Source organism: Stutzerimonas sp. C6.4V (assembly GCF_058536345.1).
In genome coordinates this window covers 2,617,193-2,639,850 of the sequence record NZ_JBZUBM010000001.1, presented here as the reverse complement: position 1 = coordinate 2,639,850, position 22,658 = coordinate 2,617,193, and the positions used below count along the sequence as shown (strand labels likewise).

The window sequence follows — 22,658 nt, the reverse complement described above, 5'->3', positions numbered from 1 at the left end:
GCCAAATCTGCGACAATCGCGCCCCTCACGAAATCGCTTACGGCTGTCCATGACCGACGCAACGCCCGCTTCAGAACAACTGCTGAAAAACCTCGATCAGGCCATGTTCGCCGACCGCCATCGCTTGCGTCGTCAGCTGCACGACATGCGCAAAAAGGCCGGCGCCGCCCCAATTGATGAAGAACGCCTCGCCCAATGGCTTGAGCGCTTCCAGGCCTCGGTGGCGAAGGTCGAGGCGCGGCGCCAGAGTGTGCCGGCCCTGCGCTACGACGACAGCCTGCCGATTGCCGCCAAGCGCGACGAGATCAAGGCTGCGCTGGAAAAGCATCAGGTGCTGGTGATCGCAGGTGAAACCGGCTCGGGCAAGACCACCCAGTTGCCGAAGATCTGCCTGGAAATCGGCCGAGGCGTACACGGGCTGATCGGCCACACCCAGCCACGCCGGCTCGCTGCACGCAGCGTTGCCACGCGAGTGGCCGAAGAAATCGGCACGCCACTGGGTGAGCTGGTGGGTTATCAGGTCCGCTTCGAGGACCAGAGCAAGGACAGCTCGCTGATCAAGCTGATGACCGACGGCATCCTGCTGGCCGAAACCCAGCACGACCGCTTCCTTGAGCGCTACGACACCATCATTGTCGACGAGGCGCACGAACGCAGCCTCAACATCGATTTCCTGCTCGGCTACCTCAAGACCTTGCTGCCACGGCGGCCGGACCTGAAAGTCATCATCACCTCGGCGACTATCGATCTGGAGCGATTTTCCGAACATTTCAACGGCGCGCCGATCGTTGAAGTCTCGGGGCGCACCTTTCCAGTCGAAACCTGGTATCGCCCACTGGCGGCGGAAACCGACGAGGACGGCAACCGGGTCGAGGATGACCTCACTGTCGACCAGGGCATTCTGGCGTCGCTGGAGGAAATCGAGGCACATGAAAAGAGCGTCGGCAAGCGTCCGGGCGATGTGCTGGTGTTTCTGCCCGGTGAGCGGGAGATCCGTGACGCCGCCGAGGTGTTGCGCAAGGCCAACCTGAAATTCACCGAAGTGCTGCCGCTGTATGCACGACTGACACCCGCCGAGCAGCAGAAGATCTTCCAGCCACGACCGGGCCGCAAGATAGTGCTCGCTACCAACGTGGCCGAGACCTCGCTGACCGTTCCCGGCATCCGCTACGTGATCGATTCGGGCACCGCGCGCATCAGTCGCTACAGTTACCGCGCCAAGGTGCAACGGCTGCCGATCGAGGCGGTGTCCCAGGCCAGCGCCAATCAGCGCAAGGGCCGTTGCGGGCGGGTCGAGCCGGGCATCTGCATCCGGCTGTACAGCGAGGAGGATTTCCTCGGTCGGCCGGAATTCACCGATCCGGAGATCCTGCGCACCAATCTCGCCGCTGTCATTCTGCAGATGCTGCATCTGCGTCTTGGCCAGATCGAGGATTTCCCGTTCATCGAGCCGCCAGATGGCAAGGCCATCAGCGACGGCTTCAACCTGTTGCAGGAGCTTTCGGCGGTCAACCGCGAGAACCAGCTGACCCCCTTAGGCCGCCAGCTGGCGCGCTTGCCCATCGACCCGCGCCTCGGCCGCATGCTGCTTGAAGCAGCGCAGTTGGGCAGCTTGGCCGAGGTGCTGATCGTCGCCAGCGCGCTGTCGGTACAGGACGTGCGCGAGAGACCGACCGACCGCCAGCAGCAGGCCGACCAGGCCCATGCTCAGTGGAAGGATCCGGATTCGGACTTCGCCGCGCTGATCAATATCTGGCGCGGTTTCGAGGAACAGCGCCAGGCGCTCGGTTCCAACCCGCTGCGAACCTGGTGTCGGAAGAACTTCCTCAACTACCTGCGCCTTCGCGAGTGGCGGGATGCGCATCGCCAGCTGACCCTGATCGTGCGTGAGCTGAAGCTCAACGATAACGCGCGGAACCGTGGCGGCCAGCCTGCTGCCGAGCATGCGAATGCAACCCCACGCAGGGTGGCAGACGGCGAAGCCTCTTCCACCGAAAGGCCCGCTCTGACCAAGGATAAAAAGGTCAACGTCAAGCTGGCCCAGCAGGCCGAAGCCACCGAGGCGGCGCAGAAGGCCAAGAGTTATGCGGCCGTGCACAAGGCGATCCTCTCCGGTCTGCTCAGTCAGGTCGGGCACAAAACCGAAGAGGGCGATTTTCTCGGTGCGCGGCAGCGGCGTTTTTGGGTGCACCCATCCAGCGTCATCGGGCGCAAGAAGCCCAATTGGGTCATGGCGGCGGAGCTGGTCGAGACCACCAAGCTGTTCGCCCGCATGGTGGCGAAGATCGAGCCGGACTGGATCGAGCCGCTGGCCAGGCACCTGATCAAGACCAACCACTTCGAGCCGCACTGGGAGAAGAAGCGTGGGCAGGTGGTGGCGTTCGAGCAGGTCACGCTGTACGGCATGATCGTGGTGGCGCGGCGCCCGGTGCATTTCGGCCCCATCGACCCGCCTGCCGCGCGTGAACTGTTCATCCGTGAGGGATTGGTGCGTGGCGAGATGCACAGTCGCGCCAAGGCCCTCACCGCGAATCGCGAGTTGCTGGAGCTGTTCGACGAGCTGGAAGCCAAGGCCCGGCGACGCGACATCATTGCTGACGAGGACACGCTGTTCGCTTATTACGACGCACGTGTCCCCCAGGACATTTACCAGACCGCCAGCTTCGAGAACTGGTACAAGCGCGAAAGCCAGAAGAACCCGCAACTGCTGGTCATGCGTGACGAGGATGTCCTGGCGCGCGACGCCAGTGAAGTCACCGCAGCCCAGTACCCGGACCATCTGCGCATTGGCGAGTTGCAGCTGCCGCTGGAGTACCACTTCGAACCTAATCACCCGCGCGACGGCGTGACCCTGCGCGTCCCCGCGCCGCTACTTCCGCAACTGCGGGCCGAGCGGCTCGACTGGCTGGTGCCGGGGCTGATCGAGGCCAAGGCAGTGGCGCTGGTGCGCAACCTGCCAAAGGCGATCCGCAAGAACTTCGTCCCGGTTCCAGACTTCGTCAAGGCCGCGCTCTCGAAAATCACGTTCGCCGAGGGTGCGCTGCCGGATGCGCTGGGCCGCGAACTGCTGCGCATGACCGGTGCCCGCGTCTCGGATGAGGCCTGGGCGGAGGCGGCCGTGGGGCTGGAAAGCCACCTGAAGATGAACATCGAGGTGGTCGACGCCCGTGGGAAATTCCTCGGTGAGGGCCGTGATCTGGCCGAACTGACGGCGCGCTTCAATGAAGCCAGCCAGGCCGCGCTGGCGCCCCCACAACAAAAAGCCGAACAGAAACCGGTGGAGGCCAAGGGCTTCGCCCAGGTGGCGGAAAAGGCCCAGGCGAAGATGGCGGGCCTGTCCATGACCGTCTACCCGGCGTTGGTGGAGGAGGGCGGAGTGGTCAAGGAAGGCCGCTTCCCGACCCAGGCCGAAGCCGACTATCAGCACCGCCGTGCCCTGCAGCGATTGTTGCTGCAACAACTGGCCGAGCCAGCGAAGTACCTGCGCAACAAACTGCCAGGCCTCACCGAGCTGGCGCTGTTGTATCGCGACATGGGCAAGATCGATGCGCTGGTCGAAGACATCCTCCTGGCCAGCCTTGACAGCTGCATCCTGGCTGACGAAGCCCAGCTGCCACGCGATGGTGCTGCGCTTGCGTCGTTGGCGGAGCGCAAGCGTGGCGACTGGGCGTCCCATGCTGAGCGTCTGGCCCGCCTGGCGCTGGACATCCTCAAGCTCTGGCATGGCCTGCAGAAGCGCTTCAAGGGCAAGATCGACCTGGCCCAGGCAGTCGCCTTGAACGACATCAAGGCGCAGCTGGGCAATCTGGTCTATCCCGGCTTCGTTCGCGAAACGCCGGCCGAGTGGCTGAAGGAATATCCGCGCTATCTAAAGGCCGTCGAACAGCGCTTCGACAAGATCGGCGCCCAGCTGCAGCGCGACCGTGTCTGGTCCGGCGAGTTGGCCGGCTACTGGGAGCAGTACCAGGCACGGTTGAAAAAGCATCAGCAGGAGGGCAAACGCGACCCCGAGCTGACTCTGTACCGCTGGATGCTCGAGGAATATCGCGTATCGCTCTGGGCGCAACAGCTGGGGACAAGGATGGCGGTGTCCGACAAGCGACTGAACAAGCAGTGGAGTCAGGTGGAGGCCTGACTTCTCCTGCGCTTGGATGTGCCGTTTCGGCCTGCTGGCACGCAGTCACGCTTGTTCAGGTCGCGGCGACTGCGCAGAGGGGACCGGTGTCCGATCCGGTCGATCGCGCCGCCAACTGTAGTCAATCTTGCTGGCGCCCTGCCTTCGAGCCAGACGTCTTCGTTACGCGGGCGACGACGATGGGCCGCCAAGGCCGCCGTTCTGCTTGATCTCGAACGTTTTGCTAAGCGCCAGATGCATGAAATCTGCTGCCAGGAAGAGCCGTCCGTTATAGCAATCGGCAGCTTCGGCGCGGACCTCTTCTATAGAAGGTCCCCGTCCAGGCAGGTTCTGGTAACGCGCACTGAAGTGCGTCAGCACCAGGTTCGGAACGCCAGCTTCCCTGGCGAAGGTAGCGACCTGCCGTGCTGTGCTGTGGCCGAAGTCGGCTTTGCCTGTATCGGCGACTGGCTGGGTGTAGGTGGCTTCGTGGACCAGTACGTGGGCGCCCTGGCACGCATCGCGCAGCAGCTCGGGGCGGTCGTTGTCGCCTGCTACGACGATGCGGCGGGGCGGGCGGGTCGCCAGTAGATAGCGATCGCTGCGGAGCATGCGGCCATCCAGCTCAACGTCGTAGCCTCGCGCCAGTTGGCCCCAGAGCGGGCCGCGCGGGATGCCGTCCCGGTCCAGTTTGTCGATATCGAGGCGCGGATCCGGGCGCGCTTCGGTAAAGCGGTAGCCCCAGCATGGCACCCGGTGCGAAAGGGCGATTGCATCGATATGCAAATACGGGGTGCGCCAGCCATCCAGGGTTTCGCTGGGGTGAAAGCGCAGCTCGAATGGGAGTCTGCTCTGGCTCATGGCAAGGGTGGCGTGCACCCAGCCTTCGATGGCGGCGGGCGCGATGATATCCAGCGGCGCCTGACGACCAGCCATGCCGGCGCTGGCGAGCAGACCCGGCAGTCCGTAGCAGTGATCGCCATGTACATGGGTGATGAGGATCATCCGCAAGCCATGCAGGGTTAGCCGCGTACGCAACAGCTGATGCTGGGTCGCCTCGCCACAGTCGATCAGATACCAGCCCTTGCCACTGCTTTCAAGCAAGGCCAGAGCGCTGACATTGCGTGCTTTGGTCGGTGTGCCGGATGAAGTGCCGAGAAAGATCAGATCCATGTGCGGGCTCGCGCTGCGGGTTGAAGACAGTATGGCGGGTTGCAGCGTCGCAGATGGCCCCCTACATCGGCATCGAGGCGTGCCAATCGCTTGCTTATTCCATATGGATACTAAGAAAGCACAAACTTATATTAAGAATAGACAGCGCATCCCGTTATGCTGCCCGCCATTGACATCCCTCTAAGCCCCACCTTGAGATCGAATGATGGAGATTGGCGTTCTTGGCTTTGTAGTCGCCGGCCTGGTGGTCGGCTTTATCGTCGGCATGACGGGGGTGGGTGGCGGCTCGCTGATGACGCCGATCCTCTTGTGGTTCGGCGTCAGCCCGGCGGCGGCCGTCGGCACCGATCTGCTCTATGCAGCCATCACCAAGGCAGGTGGCGTCTGGGTTCATCAGAAAAACCGTAACATCGACTGGCGTATTACCGGCTGGCTGGCGTTGGGCAGTGTGCCGGCGGCCGCGCTGACGCTCTGGATACTCAAAGGGCTGCACAGCGACCAGGATGCGCTCAACGCCGTCATCAAGCAGTCCCTTGGGATCGTGCTGGTGCTCACTGCGCTGGCGGTGTTGTTCAAGAAGCAGCTGCTGGCTTTTGCTGCGCGTCTTTCCGGTCCGACGCCGCGGCTGTCGCCTGGTGGTCTGGATGCTCTGACGGTCATTGTGGGCGTGGTGCTGGGTGCGGTGGTCACGCTCACTTCGATTGGCGCGGGAGCGCTGGGTACGGTGGCGCTGTTTTTCCTCTATCCGCTGCTGGCGACACGTCGCCTGGTGGGGACGGAGATTGCCCATGCCGTGCCGTTGACCCTGGTGGCGGGTCTGGGCCACGCCAGCATGGGTAACATGGACTGGACCATCCTGACCTACCTGCTGATAGGCTCGTTGCCGGGCATCTATCTGGGTAGCAACCTGTCCGGTCGAGTGCCTGATGCGGTGCTAAGACCTTGCCTGGCAGTAATGCTGGCCACGATCGGTTATAAGCTGATCTGACCTACTGCCTCTTGGGAGTGCGACGCGACGCTGGTTCATCTGGACAGGTGTCGCCGTTGCCAGACATGCATGACAGACGCGACGTTTCGCTTCTACGCCAGGTTGAACGCCTTCCTCCCAGTCCACCGCCGCGGGCAGGCGTTTCGCTGTTCCTGCGCCGAGTCCGCCACTACCAAGCACATGATCGAAGCCCTTGGCGTACCGCATACCGAGGTGGCGCTGGTGGTGGTCAATACTCAGCCGGCTGGCCTTGACTGGCAGATCAGGGACGGTGATCGCATTGCCGTCTATCCCCGATTCGAACAGCTGGACATCAGTACGCTGACCGATGTCAGGCCGTTGCCTCCCGGCCGCCCGCGCTTCGTGGCCGACGCGCACCTCGGTGGTCTGGCGCGGTTACTGCGCATGGCCGGCTTCGACACGCTCTACGACAACGGTTACGAAGATGCGGCCATGGCCGAAATGGCCAACCGCGAGGGCAGGATATTACTGACGCGTGACCGGCCGCTGCTGATGCACAGGGTGGTGAGCCACGGCTGCTATGTGCATGCGATCAAGCCCCAGGATCAGTTGCGCGAGCTTTATCAGCGTCTCGATCTGGCGGCTCACGCCCGTCCCTTCAGTCTGTGTCTGAGCTGCAACGTGCCACTGCACCCGATGGATAAGGAGGCCATACTCGATCGCGTGCCGCCGCGGGTGCAGGCGCGCCATGAGCGGTTTCTCGGCTGCGATCACTGTGGCCGAATCTTCTGGGAGGGCACGCACTGGCAGGACATGCGTGCCTTGCTCGATTCCCTGACGCTTGCGGACTAGCCTCTCTGCCTTAACGAGCTTCAGCGCCCTGTCTGCTCGTTCAGTGCTGCACGGCTCTCTGGGCCCTCGGCCTCTCACCAAGGCAGTACCGACGCGCTTTTCGCGGCGACGGCTAGGTAAGGAATACGTTTCCAGCCGATCAATCCGCGATGAACAACAGCCCGCCTTCTGGCCGCATAGCAGTAGCGCCGGTCGCGCGCCTTCAGGCGTGCTCGCAGTTGACCATCCAGGACACCCCGAAACGATCCACGAGCATGCCGAAGCGCTCGGCCCAGAAGGTCTTTTCAAGCGGCATCACCACCTGTCCGCCTGCAGCCAAGCCTTCGAAAAGGCGCTCACTCTCGGCGACACTCGCCGGATGCAGCGAGATGGAGCAGCCCTTGATGCCCTCGTACGTTCCGCCACCACAGGCAGGGTCTCCCGGCATGGTGTCGGACGCCATCAGCCGGAACTCGCCCAGGTTCAGGCAGACATGCATGATTCGCTCAAGGTGTTCGGCCGGAAAATGCTCGGCTTCGGGTGCCTGGGCGAAGGTCATCATCTCGAGCTCGCCGCCGAGTATCTGCTGGTAGAAGGTGAAGGCATCGCGGGCCTGTCCATCGAAGGTCAGGTAAGGGGTAATTTTCATCTGCTGGGTTCCTGGCTGGATTACGTGGAGATCTATGCGTGAAAGCAGTGATTACTGCTGACGCAGATCGGGGTGGATTCTGCCCGAGGTATTAGGCCTCGAAGACCTGACGGATCATGATCTCGGGCTCGCCTAGTGCTGATGCGGGGCAGCGATGCATCCAGCTGACCGCTTCCTGCGTTGTGGCCTATGGCTGCTGGGCTTCCACTGGGCATATCACCTGCCTCGGTCTGGGCGGTTGACTGGGTCATCGCCTTGAATCGCATCGTTCCTGGCTCCCTTGGTGTGGATGACAGCCTAGTCCGGGTAGAACAGATTCGCTGGACGTACCCATGGTCGTTTCGGGAATGGAGAAATCGACAATAGCGCAGATTATTTTTCAGATTCGCTGCATCCAGTCGTCGTTCTGCTGGGTAGTACAGATAGCGGCATCGTTGCCGCCCATCCGATCACTAACCGGAGACACAAAAATGGACGCGAACAAGATCCTCTGCCTGACTGGTCTGGCCCTTGCCCTTGGCTCAACCAGCAGTTTCGCCCAGATGGACGTACCTGAAGCGGTGCGCGTACCGGATGGCCACAAGGTCGCCATGCAAACGGTCGGTGTCGGCCAGATCACCTATGAATGCCAAGCCAAGACCGACATGCCCGGCCAGATGGCCTGGGTGTTCATGGGCCCCAAAGCGGCGCTCAACGACCGCAGCGGCAAGCAGGTCGGCAAATACTACGGCCCACCGGCCACCTGGGAAGCGATGGATGGCTCCAAGGTGACCGGAACGCAAGTCGCGATTGCCCCGGCTGGTGAGGGCAACATTCCTCATCAGTTGGTCAAGGCCAATCCAGCTGAAGGCGAGGGAGCAATGACCGGTGTCGCTTACATCCAGCGCGTCGCGACCAAAGGCGGCGCAGCACCGGCCAAAACATGCGCAGCGGCCAACGAGGGCGAGCGCCAGATCATCGATTACCAGGCCGACTACCTGTTCTGGGCCAACGAGTGAGCAACGCGCAGCGGGTGAAATGCCGCTCGATATGAGCGCTGATCGCCCCTATGCTCTGACTCCCCGGCACGCATGCGTCGGGGGTGTCGATAACCAGCCAATGGCAGATCAAGTGTCGCAACCCCCCTTGTTCGATTACGAAGCGGCCCTGCGCGCCTGCGCGCGTGGCGATCGCTCAGCGTTGCAGCAACTTTACGAGCAGGAGAGTCCGCGCCTGCTCGGCGTGGTGCAGCGCATCGTGCGCGACCTGGCCCTGGCTGAAGACATCGTCCATGACGCCTTCATCCGCATCTGGAACAAGGCCGGGACCTACGACCAGACGCGTGGCTCGGCCCGCGGCTGGATTTTCAGCCTGACCCGACACCTTGCACTCAATGCCGTTCGTAACAATGCCCGCCACCTCCAGATCGAGCCGGACGAGGAGGGCGACATGGCGCACGCCGCCATCGACGGCTGGCAGGAGCAGGCCGACGCCTTTGATTGGCGGGTGAGCCCCGGCAGGATCGAAGCCTGCCTCGAACAACTTGAACCGGTGCGTCGCAATTGCGTGCTTCACGCCTACGTCGATGGCTATTCACACCAGGAAATCGCCCAGCGCCTGGGTGCGCCACTGGGCACGGTGAAAGCCTGGATCCGCCGCAGCCTGACCGCCCTTCGTGAGTGCATCGGATGAACAACGAACCCAAGGATCCGAACGAGGCCCTGCACGAACTCGCCGGCGAATACGTGCTTGGAACCCTTGCAGCCGAAGACAGGGAAGCGGTCGAAAAGCGCCTGGCCGTGGAGCCTGAGTTGCAAGCAGCAGTCGACTACTGGGAAGCGCGGCTGCTCTACCTGACCGATCTGGTCGAACCGCAAAGGCCCTCGCCGCGCTTGTGGAACCGCATCGAGCGCAGTCTGGACGAGACGGGTCGCCAGGCCGCTCCGGTTGTACCCGCCCGCCCGAACAGCTGGTGGGAGAGCCTGTCGCTGTGGCGTGGTTTTGCTGCAGCCGGCATGGCCGCCACGCTGTTGCTCGGCGCCTTGTTGCTGACGCGTCTTTCACCCGAACCTTCGCCAACTTGGCTCGTTGTGCTTGCCACCCCACAGGACCTTTCACCGGGTTGGGTCGTGCAGGCCAGCAATCGAACGCAGGAGATCGAGCTGATTCCGCTGGGCGTTAGCGAACTGCCACCGGACAAGGCCCTGCAGCTCTGGACCAAGGCCGAGGGCTGGCAGGCACCGGTGTCCCTCGGTCTGGTCAAGCCAGGCGAGCCGGTAAGGATTCGCCTCGACGATCTACCGCCGTTGCAGCCCAACCAATTGTTCGAATTGACGCTGGAACAGCCGACCGGCTCGCCGACCGGCCTGCCAACCGGTCCGATTCAGTTCATCGGGCGCGCGGCCAAGGTGATCTGAGGGTTTTCAGCCGCGCGGCGGGATATTCAGGCCCTTGGCCACAGCCGGTCGCGCGATGAAGGCATCCAGCACCCGCTGCACGTTGACGAAGCGTTCGAACTCCACCAGTTCGCGCGCTTCGTAGAACTCAACCAGGCCGCGGACCCACGGGAAGGTGGCGATATCGGCGATGCTATAGCGCCCACCCATGATCCACTCGCGGCCTTCAAGGCGCTTGTCCAGCACGCCCAGCAGGCGCTGGGCTTCGGCGACGTAACGATCGCGTGGACGCTTGTCCTCGTAGTCCTTGCCGGCGAACTTATGGAAGAAGCCCAGCTGGCCAAACATCGGCCCGACGCCACCCATCTGGAACATCAACCACTGGATCGTCTCGTAACGGGCGGCGGCATCTTCCGGCATGAGCTGGCCGGTCTTGTCCGCCAGGTACAACAGGATCGCACCGGACTCGAACAACGCCAGCGGCTCACCGTCCGGGCCGTTGGGATCGAGGATCGCCGGAATCTTGTTGTTCGGGTTCAGCGAAAGGAATTCTTCCGAGCGCTGGTCACCGCTCTCGAAGCTGACCAGATGCGCTTCATAGGGCAGGCCGGTCTCTTCGAGCATGATCGACACCTTCACCCCGTTGGGCGTGGGCAGCGAATACAGCTGCAGGCGATCAGGGTAGCTGGCAGGCCATTTCTGGGTGATGGTGAAGGTGGATAGGTCGTGCATCGGTTCCTCCTTGGTGACGTAGCAGATGAGGTAGGTCGCCGTAAGTAGCAGGCGTCTTGGCCGGTTCCCATTGGGACACTCGCAGTCTCTGCTCGTTGCTGCCTGGTTGTAACCGTCGGGTTGGACGGGCCTGCCCAGGGTTCCGGTTAGCGGGATGACAGACGCTCGTTGTCTGCGTCCGACGCTTTGCACGGGCATTGGTGCCGGCTATGGTTGGACATCCAATACCCCACGGAGCGCCGCACGTGTCCCTGACTACCCCCTACGACCCACAGAACATCTTCGCCCAGATCATTCGCGGCGATGCGCCGTGCTACAAGCTCTACGAGGATGATGACGTGCTCGCCTTTCTCGACCTCTTTCCGCAGTCCTATGGGCACGCGCTGGTGATTCCGAAGCGGTCCGCGGCGTGCAACATCCTTGATGTGGATACCGATGCGCTGTGCAAGGTGATGGCGGTGGCGCAGAAGCTCGCTCGGGTGATCGTCGACGAGCTGCAGCCTGACGGCGTGCAGGTCGCGCAGTTCAACGGGGCGCCGGCGGGGCAGACGGTGTTTCATATCCATGTGCATATCGTGCCGCGCTACTTGGGCGAGGGGCTCGGCATCCATGCTGCGGGCAAGGCCGATCCGGCAGAGCTGGAGAAGCTGCAGGCGCGGCTGGTAGCCAGGCTTGCCGAGAGCCGGGGCTGACCTACGCTTGAGCCAACACCGCTGCCGCAATGGTTACAGCCGCGACCATCGCAGCAGCGAAGAGGCACCAAAGTACTATTCGTGGTGAATCTGAGGCTTCGTACCCTGCGGGCATGAAGCCTGCTCCGCTGTTCCTCACCCTGTCTTTCGCTCGCGCATGCCTCGCTGCGCTTCGATGCGGGCGTGCAGTTCTGCTCGTGATGGCCCCGCTGTTTGTGCAGGCGCAGGGCGAGGCGCAACCGCTTCCGGTACTGACCCTCAGCGTATTGCAGTTCGGCACGCCGCACTGGGAGCTCGACCATCTCAAGCGTCACGGGCTGGACAAGGCCAACGGTTTCGAGCTTGAGGTGCGCTTGGTGGCTGATCTGCCCGCATCACGTCTGGCACTGAGCAGTGGCAGCGTGGATGGCGCGGTGAGCGATTTGCTCTGGGCACAGGCGCGCTATGAGGCCGGGACGGCTTATCACTACCTGCCGTTTTCTTCGCAGATCGGCGAAGTGCTGGTAAACGACGGCAGCCCTGTTCGTACCCTGGCCGACCTGCGCGGCAAGCGCATCGGTGTTGCCGGAGGGCCGGACGGGCTTGGCTGGCAACTGTTGCAGCAGGTGGCGGCGGGGCAGGGAATCGATCTGGCGCGTGAGGCGACGGTGCAGTACGCGGCGCCGCCCCTGCTCAGCCAGGCGCTGCGGCGCGGCCAGGTGGATGCGCTGCTGACCTTCTGGCATTTCTCGGCACGCCTGCGTGGTGAAGGAGGGGTGCACAGCGCGTTCGGTCTGGCCGAACTGGTCGGCGCGCTGGGGCTCGATCCCGATCTGCCCGTGCTTGGTTATCTGTTCCCGCAAGCCTGGGCCAGTGAGCACGACGATCTCTTGCAGCGCTTCTCCCGTGCGTTGCGCGAGAACAAGGAAGAACTGGCGAGCCAGCCCGATCACTGGCAGGAGATCCGGCCGCTGATGCGTGCCGAGAATGACTCTGTGTTCGCCGCGCTGCATGACAGCTTCGTCGAAGGCATTCCGCAACCGCTGGACGAGTCGCGTATCGCTGCGCTGCAACGGCTATTGGTGCTGACGGGTGCCGAGCCGGAAAAGCTGATGCCCGCGGCGCTGTTCAAGAGCGAACCATGACCGGCTCGCGCTATGCCTGCTGGGTTGCGCTGCCGCTGTTGATCGTGGTGTGGGCCGTCATTGCAATGACAGTGGAAACGCCGCTGCTGCCTTCACCGGCTGAGGTGGCTCGCACGTTCTGGCTCGCCGTACAGAGCGGTGACCTGCCGCACCATCTGTGGGTCACCTTGCGCCGCGTGCTGATCAGTTTTGCCCTGGCGATGCTACTGGGGGCGCTGCTGGGCGTATGGATGGGGCGCTCGCGGCTCGCCAACGCAGTGCTCGACCCGCTGCTGGTGCTTTTTCTCAACCTGCCGGCGCTGGTCATCATCATCCTGCTCTATGTCTGGTTCGGCCTCGTCGAAGCCGCCGCCGTGCTGGCCGTGGTGATCAACAAGGTACCGAACGTGGCGGTGACCATACGCGAAGGTGCGCGCAGCCTCGATCCAAAGCTGGAGCAGATGGCGCAGGTCTACGGCTTCAACCCTTGGCAGCGAATGGTGGACGTCTGGCTGCCGCAGCTGTTCCCCTATCTGATGGCGGCCACCCGCGGAGGCCTGGCGCTGATCTGGAAAATCGTCCTGGTGGTCGAATTGCTGGGCCGCTCCGATGGCGTCGGCTTCCAGCTGCACATGGCGTTTCAGGTCTTCGATGTGGCGAGCATCCTGGCCTACAGCCTGGCATTCATTGCCGTGGTGCAGGTGATCGAACTGGCGCTGCTGCAGCCGCTGGAACGACGCGCCTCAGGCTGGCGCGAGGCGGGCCTGCAGCATGCTTGAGTTACGGATCGACGGCGCGGCAGTGGGGCATGCGGTGCTGGGTGCCATTGATGTGCAGGTGCAGGCCGGGGACCGGATATGCCTGTTGGGCCCCTCCGGCATCGGCAAGACGACACTGCTCAATGCCATTGCCGGGCTCGATCCCCGCTTGCGCTCCGCGGTCCACTCGCGAGCGGGAGTGCGCGTTGGCTATCTGTTCCAGGAGCATCGCTTGCTGCCCTGGCGCACGGTACGGCAGAACCTGGCGTTGGTCGGTGCCTCTCCTGCAGACATTGATCGTCTGTTGAGCGAGGTGGGGCTGGACGGCGCCGGTGACCGTCTGCCAGACCAGCTCTCGCTGGGCATGGCGCGTCGAGCGGCGCTGGTCCGCAGCCTGGCTATCCGGCCGGATCTGCTGTTGCTAGACGAGCCCTTTGCCTCGCTGGACCCGGATCGTGCTGCCGAGCTGCGCGGACTCATCATCCGGTTGCTGGATGCCCAGCCCGGAATGGCGATGATCTGCGTGACCCATGACGCACGCGACGCCGATGAGTTGGCCAATCGTCTCTGGTACATGAGCGGCCGGCCCGCGACCTTGCGCTGGGATCGGCCACTGACCGTTGCCGCCAGCGCCAGCCAGGTCAGCGAGGCGTTGCGCTCGCTCAAGGCCTAGCCGACCGCCAGTTGAGTCAGGGCGTGCAACAGCAGCCCGACCAGCCCGCCTACCAGCGTGCCGTTGATACGGATGTACTGCAGGTCCTTGCCGACGCTCTGTTCCATCTGCTCCACCAGTTCGCGGCTTTCCCAGTTTTCCACACGCTGGGCAATGTACTTGCCTATCTGGCCGCGATAGCGATCGAGCATCCCCGGCGCGGCGGCCAGCAGTTGCTCATTGATCCAGGTGCGCATCTGTGTGTCGGCCGCCAGCGAATCGCCCAGGCCTCGGGTCAGGCCCACGATCCGTTTGCCGATGCGCGAATCCGGGCTCTCCAGATCCGCTTCCAGCCATTCGGTCAGCTCGCGCCAGAGCGTCCGCAGATAGTCGGTGGTTGCCGGATGTTCCAGCAGCTGAGCGACGATGCGCTCGACCTCCAGCCGGTAGGCCGGGTCATGCTTGAGACGGTCGATGTATTCGGCGACGTGCTCGTCGAAGCGCTCGCGCAGGGGATGTTCAGGGTCACCTGCGATCTCGGCAATGACGGCAGAAACGCCGTCTACGAACTTGTTCGCCGACCAGCCGCCGACCGCCTTGCCCAGGCCCAGATAGCGCAGGGTGCGCACCTCGGCGGTGATGGCATCGGCGACCAGTGCGCGGGTGTCGTCGTCCTGCAGCAGGGCGTCGATCTTGCTCAGCGCCTCGTCGAGCATCGCCTGGTGCTTGCCCTGGCGCGTAAGCATTTCGAGCACCTGGCCGCAGACCGGTGCGAGATCGACCTTGCGCGCACGCTTGACCAGCTTGGCCTGGACGAACCCCTGCACACGCTCGTCATGCAACGACTCCACGCCAAAGCGCGCCATGCCGGTGAGCTGCTTACCTACGGCTTCGGCATTTGCCGGATGACGCAGCCAACTGGCCAGGCGACCGCCGATATCCAGGGCTTCCAGCTTGGCCAGCACCAGCGGCGTGGACAGAAAATGGGTGGTGATGAATGTCGAGAGGTTCCGCCCGATGCGTGCCTTGCTGCGTGGAATGATCGCCGTATGCGGGATCGGCAGGCCCAGCGGGTGGCGGAACAGGGCGGTGACCGCGAACCAGTCGGCGATGGCGCCAACCATGGCGGCTTCGGCAAAGGAGGCAAGATAACCCCATGCCGCGTGGCGAGGCTCCATGGCGGTCGCGATGACGTAGAGCAGGGCGGCGAGCAACAGGAGAAGAGTGGCGACCAGCTTCATGCGCGAAACCGGGTTTTGCCAGAGGCGATGCAGAGGGCTCATGGGCTTCCTCTTTTGTATGCGGCGGTGGGTGGCGCTCAGATGTATCCGGGGATGAGCCAACGGGTCTGCCTATACAGGACAGACCCGATTGGGAGGGCGTGGGTTCGTATGACGCTGGCGTGCGGCTTATTCCTCGTCGTCTTCCTCGCGCAGCAGGACATAGCTGCCATCGTCCAGCTGTTCGCAGACGTAGAACATGCTGATCGAGCCGTCCAGTTCGGTGACGGCGGCATAATCGTCGGCTTCCACGGTAAAGAATCCCTTGGAGTCGGAACCGGGTTCGCTGGCGAATACGGCAGTGAAGAAGGCGTTTTCCGGCATCCCGTCGAAATAGTCGGCGCGCGCCTTGGCGTCCCACTCCTGCGGCGGCTCGAACTGACCGGTGATGATGACGCGGGCATCGCCCATGTCCCGCTCCTCGCCGTCCGGATCGGTTTCGTGAGCGCGGTAGATGGTGCAGCTCAGCGCATCCGGGTCGGCCAGGATACGGTCACGCGAAGGGTTCTGGGTTGCAGGCATGGCAGGCGGCTCCGGTCACAGGTGGGATTGCCGGCAGTGTGGTGGAGTCCAGGAGTTGCTGCAATCGCAACTTGAGCGGCGCAGCGGATTCTTTGCGTCGAGCCAGGCTGATCGGACCGCCGGCAATCGCACAGGCGAACGCCTTCGCGCCGCTGTGGCTCCAACGGATAGACCCTATCGCACCATTGCAACGAGGTAGCCATGAGCGAAGACAAGCAGACCCGGGATGAGCAGGACAAGCCAGCAGAAGATTCGCCCGATATCACCATGACCGATGCCGGCGAGAAGGAGCCGGGAGAAGACCCTGACTTCGACGATACCGAGATCGACAGCCGCGGCTAGATCAACCCTCGGGTGCAACGGATGTTGCGCCTGAAACTGGAGGCATCATGGACCAATACCACGTGAACCCAACCCCGATGGGCTGGGAGCTGACCGATCCGCAATCGAAGGAAACGCTGCTGCGTACCCTGACCAAGGACGAGATGTTTACCGAACTGGACAAGCTCATGGCCGGCAAGACCGCTTCGGTCGAGGTCTACCGGCGTGACGGCAGCCTTGAAGAAGAGCGGCCTTATCCGGGCAGCAGCCATCCGGTGTCGACCCGTTAGAATCGGATCAGCGCATCTTTTCCGTACGGCGAGCGAACAAAGCTGTCATACCATCACCGCTTCGCCTATCTGACCGGAGAGTCCCCATGCGCATGGTCTTTGTCCTCATCCCGTTACTGGCCCTGGCTGGCTGTTCGTCCTGGCAGGCTGATCCGGAGGACATCACGGCGGTTCCCGAGGAGCGCTTGCGCGGCTACCAGACCCCTGTTGCCAATGGTGGCGAGCTGGTTGTCACCCGTGACTTCGGCTTGCGCGGCGGCGGGTGCTATGTGGCTGTGATGGTTGACCGCAGGCTCGCCGCACGCATCCATGTCGGCGAGCAGGTGCGGTTGCAGGTCCCTGCTGGCATGCGCATCGTCAGTATCCAGTCAGATCCCGAGGACGACACACTCTGCGGCAAGGGCGGCCTGCTACGGGAAAAGGCCGCACGGGTCGAACCGGGCGAGACGTTGGAGTTCCGTATCAGCAGCGACAACCGTGTCGGCTTCGACATCAACCAGGTCGACACCAAGTAAGGCCGGTGCGGCGGTTCAGTCCCAGGCGTGAGGCGGTATCACCAAGAAACATTCCTGCACCAGCCCGGCCGAACCCTCGGTTCGGTTTGCCGCTCCCAGATAGGCCGATCGTTGTGCTTGACCCCTGCGGCCCCTGCCGCGGCCTGCACAACGACCATACGCCAACGCGGTCGAGCGGCCGTCTTTGCAAGGAGTCGATGAGTGAAAAGAGCGATGTCTTCCCTGTCCTTTGTTGCCGGGCTCGCCCTGATCCCGACAGTGCATGCCGACGAGCAAGCAGGCTACGGACCGCACCTCGAAGGGTTCAGCTACCCCCATCGGATCGAGCGCTTCGAGTTTTCCTCGCAGCGCCAGCCATTGACCATGGGCTACATGGACGTGGCCCCGGCGGGAAAGGCCAATGGGCGAACGGTCGTGCTGATGCATGGCAAGAATTTCTGCGCGGCGACCTGGGAGGAGAGCATCGCGGTGCTTTCGCAGAACGGCTATCGGGTGATTGCGCCTGATCAGATCGGCTTCTGCAGCTCCAGCAAACCCGAGGGATACCAGTTCAGCTTCGCGCAGCTGGCGCACAACACCCGGGCGCTGCTGCAGTCGCTGGACATCGAGCAAGCCACGGTGATCGGCCACTCCATGGGTGGCATGCTGGCCTCGCGGTTTGCGCTCAACTACCCGGAAATGGTCGAGCAGCTGGTGCTGGTCAACCCCATTGGTCTTGAAGACTGGCAAGCGAAAGGCGTCCCTTATGCGCCTATCGAAGCGCTCTACGAGAACGAACTGCAGACCGACTTCGAGAAGATCAAGGCCTATCAGCGGAAGTTCTACTACAACGGCAGCTGGGAGCCGCGTTATGACCGCTGGGTGGAGATGCTCGCCGGAATGTATGCCGGAGAGGGCAAGGAAATCGTCGCCTGGAACCAGGCGCAGACCTCCGACATGGTCTTCACCCAGCCGGTGATCCATGAGTTCGACCAGATGAGCGTGCCCACCCTCCTGCTCATAGGTGGCAAGGACCGCACCGCGCCGGGGGCGAACCGGGCGCCGGAAGAGGTCGCGCAGCGCCTGGGCAACTACCCCGAGCTGGGCCGGCATGCCGCATCGATGATCCCCGATGCGACGCTGGTGCCGTTCCCCGAGCTGGGGCATTCACCGCAGGTCGAGGCGCCAGAAGTCTTTCACAAGGCGTTGCTGCGCGGGCTCGACAAGGCGCGCTGAACGGGCCTGATAGCGGTAGTGCGCGTTCAGCCCTCGCGGATCAACTCCTGAATGCGCACGGCCAGCTCATCGAGTACGAAGGGTTTGGTCATCATGTGCATGTTCGCTTCAAGCTGCCCGTCACCGAGGATGCTGCTATCGGCATAGCCGGTGATAAACAGCACCTTGAGCTCCGGACGCGCGAGGCGCGCAGCATCGGCCATCTGCCTGCCATTCATGCCGCCAGGCAAGCCTACGTCGCTGACCAGCAGGTCGATGCGTGCATCGGACTGCAACACCTCCAGGCCCGAGGGCCCGTCCGCGGCTTCGAGGGCGTGATAGCCGAGATCGTGCAGTACCTCACTGACCAGCATGCGGATGGTCGGTTCGTCGTCCACTACCAGCACCGTCTCACCGGCCTTGGCACGGGGTGCTTCGCTCAGTTGAGGCTGGGGTGCCGGCTGCTCGGCGTCGCCCGGATGGCGCGGCAGGAACAGGCTGACCCGGGTACCTTCGCCTTCCCGGGACTCGATCTCCACCTGCCCCCCTGTCTGACGGGCAAATCCGTAGATCATCGACAGACCAAGCCCGGTGCCGGAGCCAATGGGTTTGGTGGTGAAGAAGGGGTCGAACGCCTTGGCAACCACGCCAGGTGCCATGCCGATCCCGTTATCCGAAACGCTCAGGCAAACGTAGGCGCCGGTCGGCACGTCAAGGGACCTGGCCTTGAGCTGATCCAGCTCCAGGTTGGCGGTTTCGACCGTCAGCCTGCCCCCGGCGGGCATCGCATCGCGGGCGTTGATGCACAGGTTGAGCAGGGCGTTCTCCAACTGATTCGGGTCGACCAGGGTTGGCCAGATATGGCCGATTGCCTGGATTCGCAGCTCGATCGCCGGCCCTACGGTGCGTCTAACCAGGTCTTCCATGCTCATCACCAGCTGGTTGATATCGGTTGGCCGCGGTGCCAGCGTCTGGCGACGCGAGAAGGCCAGCAACCGGTGGGTCAGCGCGGCCGCCCGCTTGGACGAGCTCTGTGCCGCGTCGATATAGCGGTCCAGCCCATCGAAACGGCCCTGACGCAGGCGCAGTTGCAGCAGCTCCAGGCTGCCGGTGATGCCCGAGAGCAGATTGTTGAAGTCGTGCGCCAGGCCGCCGGTGAGCTGGCCCACCGCTTCCATCTTCTGCGATTGGCGCAGGCGATGCTCGGACTCGGCGAGATCCGCGGTGCGTTCGGCAATCAGGCTTTCCAGCCTGGCGTTCAGTGAGCGCAAATCCTGCTCGGCCCGGCGCCGTTCGATGGCTCCTCGGGTGCGCTCGGCAACTTCACGGGCGAACGCCGCTTCTTCGGCGGTCCACTCGCGCGGCATTGAGGCGTTTACGAAGATCAGTGCAACGGTCCGGCCTTGTTCGATGATCGGCACGTTGATGAGCGCGCGCACGCCGAACTTGCCAAGCGTAGCGGCTGTGTCACGGGTGCGTGGGTCCGTTTGGGTATCGCTGATGCTGACCGTGTCGCCGCGCAGCAGCTCATCGAGGTAGCTGCCGTAACTGGGCAGGTGGTGGCGGCCGGCGACGCTGACGGTACCCGGTGTTGTCCAGTCGCCATTGACCATCAGGGTCTGGCTGTCCGCCTCGATCACGCCGTATCCGGCGCGACAGGCAAGCAGGGTCCTGCCGAGAATTTCCGCTGTGCTGGAGGCGATCTGATCGATGTCCTGCATGTCGCGCAGACGGTCGCTCAGTTCCAGCAGGCCGCTGCGCCGTGTTTCTGCAACGTGGCTGTCCGTCACCTCGCGGAACAGGGTGGCGAATCTGTCACGCTCGAACCGGTGGGTGCGGCCTTCATACCAGCGTCCGGCGGTGCCAATCTGACGGGTGAAGGATGCCGGAATGCCGCTATCGACCACCGCGGCCGTTTCGTCGATCCAGCAGTCGTTGTCGTTGAAGAGCTGCCGGTAGGTGCGTTGCCGTGCCAGGTCGGGGTTGAGCTCCACGGTCCGACCCCAGGCTGCATTCACGTCCAGATAGCGCAGGTCGACGACCTTGCCCTGTTCGTCACGGATCACTTCGCCAAGTACGAAGCCTTCGCTGAGGTTTTCGAACAGACCGCGCCAGTGAGCCTCGCTCCGGGCCAGCGCCAGCTCCGCCTGGCGCCGCTGGGAAATGTCGTTGAACAGGATAGCCACCAGGCGATCCCCGGGGTCGCCGATGCGCAGGGCCTGCACGTCGTACCAGCAACCCAGTGAAACCGCTGCATTCTCGAAGCGCTCGGCAGTGCCGGTAAGGGCCACGCGGCCATAGGTATCGAACCAGTGCCGCTCTAGCCCCGGCGCGATTTCACTGACCCATTTGCCCGCGGAGTTGTACAGCCCGGTCATCCGTTCGAATGCCGGATTGCCCTCGACGATGCGGTAGTCCACGGCCCGGCCGGCGTCATCGAAGCGCAACTGGACGACGCAGAAGCCCGTATCGATGGTGCCCAGCAGCGTGCGGTAGCAATGGTCGCTGGCTGACTGGCTGAGCCTGTTTGTATCCTGGCTAGGCAACGCTGCGCTGACAGCTGGCTGCTCGAGCCCTGTCGTGTCACCCCTGGCCTGGGCGAGCTCGGCGCGCAGCCGTTCGACTTCGTCCTGAAGGGACCGGGCATGGCATATGAGCTGTTCGGCTTCGACGTTGGTCACAGGTTCCTTGGCCTTGCGGGCGACTGGCTGCATTTTCTGATTCCGCACGACGCCAAGCCAGGGCCTTGGCCTAAGCCGGCGATGCGCGGGTGATGTTCTGCTCAAGATATGAGCGCTGCGCCCGGTCAACAGTTTCCCATGCAGCTGGAAACAGGGTGGCCAGACCCTGCTTCGCGAGTCGCTACGGCAGGTCGCCGCTCGGAGCCTGACCGGCGCGACGAGAAGGGTATGCCCGGGCATCGAGGTTTCTGTCGGCTGGCAACCGAAACGCAGCCAGCCTGCGCGGGCTGTTCAACAGGGAAAGCTGACGCAGACCACCGCACCGTCCCGGTTGCTCCGGCTGACAGTGGCGCTGCTGCTGCGCGCCAGGGCGTCGATCAGCTGCATGCCTTTTGCACCGCCGCGCGCTCGCTCACTGCTCAGCTCTTCCTCGCTGAACCCGCGGCCCGTGTCAGCGATCGAGAACTCGGCTGTGCCGGGGCCGGTTGGTCCTACCCTCAGCAGCACCCGGTCGGCGCCGCCGTGCTTGATGGCATTTATTACCAGTTCGTTGACGATCAAACCGAGGTTGGAGGCAACCCGGAAGGGCACCTTGACCGACTGGGATTCCGCTACCAGCGTCGCGCTTTCGCCACTCTCGATGCTCAGTACGTTGCGCGCCAGATTGGGCAGATATTCGGCCAGATCGACCGTGCCGCTGCTGTATCTGTGCAGCTCGTTCTGCACCACACCGACGCCGTGGACACGGCTGATGGCGCCCTGCAACAGGGTCTTGGCCTCATCGCCACTGGCGCGGGTTTTCGACAACTGCAGGAACGCGATGATCAGCTGCAGGTTGTTCTTCACGCGATGGTTGAGCTCTGCCAGCAGCACACGCTGGTGTTCTTCCAGGTCGCGCTGTTCGGTGATGTCGATGCAGCTGCCGAAATAGCCGGCGAACTCTCCGTTCCGGTAGAACGGCGCACCGTTGTCCAGAAACCAGCGGTAGGCGCCATCATGGCGACGTAAACGGTAGGGCATGGTGAAGGATTCGCGGGCGTCGAAGGCGTCGGTGTAGATGGCGACGCAACGATCGTAATCGTCGGGGTGGACATCCTCCGCCCAGCCGTAGCCGAACAGTTCGGCCTGTGTCCGACCGGAGAAATCCAGCCAGGGCTTGTTGAACCAGTCACACAGCTTGTCGGTACCTGAGCGCCAGATCATGACCGGCGCGTTGTCGGCCAGCTCACGAAACTCCTGCTCGCCCATGCCGTCCCCTCGCTCGGTCGCAAGGCTTTCCGTTGGGTTCATGGTCTACCCCTCAGCATTTCCCGGCAGCACCAGGCGAAAAGAGTTCAAGCGAGGCCGGCATTGGCATCGGCAGCTGTGCAGCACCGCCAAGCATGGCCTGGGCGATCGCCACGCAGCGCGCAAGGTCGCCGGGCTCATAAGGTTTGCGCAACAAGCCTAGCGCGGCATCGGCGTTGGTGCGCGCCGCTTCGAGTTGGCCGCTGACAAAAACCGATGCAATGCCAAGTCTGCCAAGCAGCTCACGGGCAAGCATTACGCCTTCGTCGTGCCCGGCAAGGTTGATGTCGACCAGCGCTACGTCCGCGTGCCCGTCTGCGGCAAGAGCCAGTGCCTGCTCGTGACTGTAGGCCGGGCCGATGATCTGGTGGCCCTCTTCCTCCAGTGTCGAGGCCGCAATGAGAGCGAGGATGGGATCGTCTTCTACTAGCAGGATACGCATGGCATTCAACTTGAGGGATGGCGGCGCCAGAAAGGCTGGCGCCAGGCGGCGCAGTGTAGCAGTTGGCTGCATCGCTTATGGCTCGAAGGACAGCGCGC

The 22,658-nt window shown here is 63.4% G+C and carries 22 protein-coding genes; 14 read left to right on the top strand and 8 right to left on the bottom strand.

What is annotated here, in order from left to right:
- The first annotated feature begins 49 nt into the window (after positions 1–49).
- Positions 50–4,135: an ATP-dependent RNA helicase HrpA gene (hrpA, locus tag AC4LFW_RS12360; protein ID WP_491819348.1), complete on the top strand. Its 4,086-nt coding sequence runs from the start codon at positions 50–52 to the stop codon at positions 4,133–4,135.
- A 162-nt stretch (positions 4,136–4,297) separates the two neighbouring features.
- Here hrpA and AC4LFW_RS12355 read toward each other — a convergent pair whose 3' ends face one another.
- Positions 4,298–5,287 (bottom strand): ribonuclease Z, encoded by a 990-nt coding sequence (locus tag AC4LFW_RS12355; protein WP_491819347.1) that lies wholly within the window; start codon positions 5,285–5,287, stop codon positions 4,298–4,300.
- Positions 5,288–5,492: 205 nt separating this feature from the next.
- Between AC4LFW_RS12355 and AC4LFW_RS12350 the strand changes: the two genes are divergently transcribed.
- Both AC4LFW_RS12350 and AC4LFW_RS12345 read left to right on the top strand, forming a co-directional pair.
- Positions 5,493–6,275, top strand: coding sequence for a sulfite exporter TauE/SafE family protein (locus AC4LFW_RS12350; RefSeq protein ID WP_491820216.1), 783 nt, complete (start codon positions 5,493–5,495; stop codon positions 6,273–6,275).
- A 69-nt stretch (positions 6,276–6,344) separates the two neighbouring features.
- On the top strand, positions 6,345–7,088 hold the full coding sequence (locus tag AC4LFW_RS12345; RefSeq protein ID WP_491819346.1) for a Mut7-C RNAse domain-containing protein: 744 nt from the start codon (positions 6,345–6,347) through the stop codon (positions 7,086–7,088).
- 202 nt (positions 7,089–7,290) lie between these two features.
- Here AC4LFW_RS12345 and AC4LFW_RS12340 read toward each other — a convergent pair whose 3' ends face one another.
- Complete coding sequence (locus tag AC4LFW_RS12340; RefSeq protein WP_491819345.1) at positions 7,291–7,716, bottom strand: VOC family protein; 426 nt, start codon at positions 7,714–7,716, stop codon at positions 7,291–7,293.
- A gap of 470 nt (positions 7,717–8,186) precedes the next feature.
- Between AC4LFW_RS12340 and AC4LFW_RS12335 the strand changes: the two genes are divergently transcribed.
- From AC4LFW_RS12335 to AC4LFW_RS12325, 3 genes are all read left to right on the top strand, one after another.
- Positions 8,187–8,714, top strand: coding sequence for a DUF3455 domain-containing protein (locus AC4LFW_RS12335; RefSeq protein WP_491819344.1), 528 nt, complete (start codon positions 8,187–8,189; stop codon positions 8,712–8,714).
- 112 nt (positions 8,715–8,826) lie between these two features.
- On the top strand, positions 8,827–9,387 hold the full coding sequence (locus AC4LFW_RS12330) for a sigma-70 family RNA polymerase sigma factor (protein WP_491819342.1): 561 nt from the start codon (positions 8,827–8,829) through the stop codon (positions 9,385–9,387).
- Positions 9,384–10,112, top strand: coding sequence for an anti-sigma factor (locus AC4LFW_RS12325; RefSeq protein WP_491819341.1), 729 nt, complete (start codon positions 9,384–9,386; stop codon positions 10,110–10,112). The genes AC4LFW_RS12330 and AC4LFW_RS12325 overlap by 4 nt, the downstream gene beginning before the upstream one ends.
- 6 nt (positions 10,113–10,118) lie before the next feature.
- Here the strand turns inward: AC4LFW_RS12325 and AC4LFW_RS12320 are convergent, their stop codons facing one another.
- Positions 10,119–10,823, bottom strand: coding sequence for a glutathione S-transferase N-terminal domain-containing protein (locus AC4LFW_RS12320; protein ID WP_491819340.1), 705 nt, complete (start codon positions 10,821–10,823; stop codon positions 10,119–10,121).
- A gap of 245 nt (positions 10,824–11,068) precedes the next feature.
- Here AC4LFW_RS12320 and AC4LFW_RS12315 point away from each other — a divergent pair, with 245 nt between their 5' ends.
- The 4 genes from AC4LFW_RS12315 (at position 11,069) to AC4LFW_RS12300 (ending at position 14,049) form a co-directional block, all read left to right on the top strand.
- Positions 11,069–11,515 (top strand): HIT family protein, encoded by a 447-nt coding sequence (locus AC4LFW_RS12315; RefSeq protein WP_491819338.1) that lies wholly within the window; start codon positions 11,069–11,071, stop codon positions 11,513–11,515.
- A 200-nt stretch (positions 11,516–11,715) separates the two neighbouring features.
- Positions 11,716–12,639 (top strand): ABC transporter substrate-binding protein, encoded by a 924-nt coding sequence (locus AC4LFW_RS12310; RefSeq protein ID WP_491819337.1) that lies wholly within the window; start codon positions 11,716–11,718, stop codon positions 12,637–12,639.
- Complete coding sequence (locus AC4LFW_RS12305) at positions 12,636–13,397, top strand: ABC transporter permease (RefSeq protein WP_491819336.1); 762 nt, start codon at positions 12,636–12,638, stop codon at positions 13,395–13,397. The genes AC4LFW_RS12310 and AC4LFW_RS12305 overlap by 4 nt, the downstream gene beginning before the upstream one ends.
- Complete coding sequence (locus AC4LFW_RS12300) at positions 13,390–14,049, top strand: ABC transporter ATP-binding protein (protein WP_491819334.1); 660 nt, start codon at positions 13,390–13,392, stop codon at positions 14,047–14,049. The genes AC4LFW_RS12305 and AC4LFW_RS12300 overlap by 8 nt, the downstream gene beginning before the upstream one ends.
- Here the strand turns inward: AC4LFW_RS12300 and AC4LFW_RS12295 are convergent.
- Positions 14,046–15,311 carry a DUF445 domain-containing protein gene (locus AC4LFW_RS12295; protein WP_491819332.1) on the bottom strand — a complete coding sequence of 422 codons (1,266 nt, stop codon included), beginning with the start codon at positions 15,309–15,311 and terminating at the stop codon, positions 14,046–14,048. The genes AC4LFW_RS12300 and AC4LFW_RS12295 overlap by 4 nt on opposite strands.
- A 126-nt stretch (positions 15,312–15,437) precedes the next feature.
- The gene (locus tag AC4LFW_RS12290; protein ID WP_491819330.1) at positions 15,438–15,830 is read right to left on the bottom strand and encodes a hypothetical protein; all 393 of its coding nucleotides are present in this window, start codon (positions 15,828–15,830) and stop codon (positions 15,438–15,440) included.
- Between the two features lie 201 nt (positions 15,831–16,031).
- Between AC4LFW_RS12290 and AC4LFW_RS12285 the strand changes: the two genes are divergently transcribed.
- From AC4LFW_RS12285 to AC4LFW_RS12270, 4 genes are all read left to right on the top strand, one after another.
- Positions 16,032–16,172: a hypothetical protein gene (locus tag AC4LFW_RS12285; RefSeq protein WP_491819329.1), complete on the top strand. Its 141-nt coding sequence runs from the start codon at positions 16,032–16,034 to the stop codon at positions 16,170–16,172.
- 47 nt (positions 16,173–16,219) lie between these two features.
- Complete coding sequence (locus AC4LFW_RS12280; RefSeq protein WP_491819327.1) at positions 16,220–16,441, top strand: hypothetical protein; 222 nt, start codon at positions 16,220–16,222, stop codon at positions 16,439–16,441.
- Between the two features lie 86 nt (positions 16,442–16,527).
- Entirely contained in the window at positions 16,528–16,956 is a 429-nt protein-coding gene (locus AC4LFW_RS12275; RefSeq protein ID WP_491819325.1) for a 3-isopropylmalate dehydratase, read from the top strand.
- A 201-nt stretch (positions 16,957–17,157) separates the two neighbouring features.
- Positions 17,158–18,171 carry an alpha/beta fold hydrolase gene (locus AC4LFW_RS12270; RefSeq protein ID WP_491819323.1) on the top strand — a complete coding sequence of 338 codons (1,014 nt, stop codon included), beginning with the start codon at positions 17,158–17,160 and terminating at the stop codon, positions 18,169–18,171.
- Between the two features lie 26 nt (positions 18,172–18,197).
- Here AC4LFW_RS12270 and AC4LFW_RS12265 read toward each other — a convergent pair whose 3' ends face one another.
- From AC4LFW_RS12265 to AC4LFW_RS12255, 3 genes are all read right to left on the bottom strand, one after another.
- Entirely contained in the window at positions 18,198–20,864 is a 2,667-nt protein-coding gene (locus tag AC4LFW_RS12265; protein ID WP_491819321.1) for an ATP-binding protein, read from the bottom strand.
- A gap of 258 nt (positions 20,865–21,122) precedes the next feature.
- Positions 21,123–22,121 (bottom strand): sensor histidine kinase, encoded by a 999-nt coding sequence (locus AC4LFW_RS12260; protein WP_491819319.1) that lies wholly within the window; start codon positions 22,119–22,121, stop codon positions 21,123–21,125.
- Between the two features lie 10 nt (positions 22,122–22,131).
- Positions 22,132–22,560, bottom strand: coding sequence for a response regulator (locus AC4LFW_RS12255; RefSeq protein WP_491819317.1), 429 nt, complete (start codon positions 22,558–22,560; stop codon positions 22,132–22,134).
- Between the last annotated feature and the right edge of the window lie 98 nt (positions 22,561–22,658).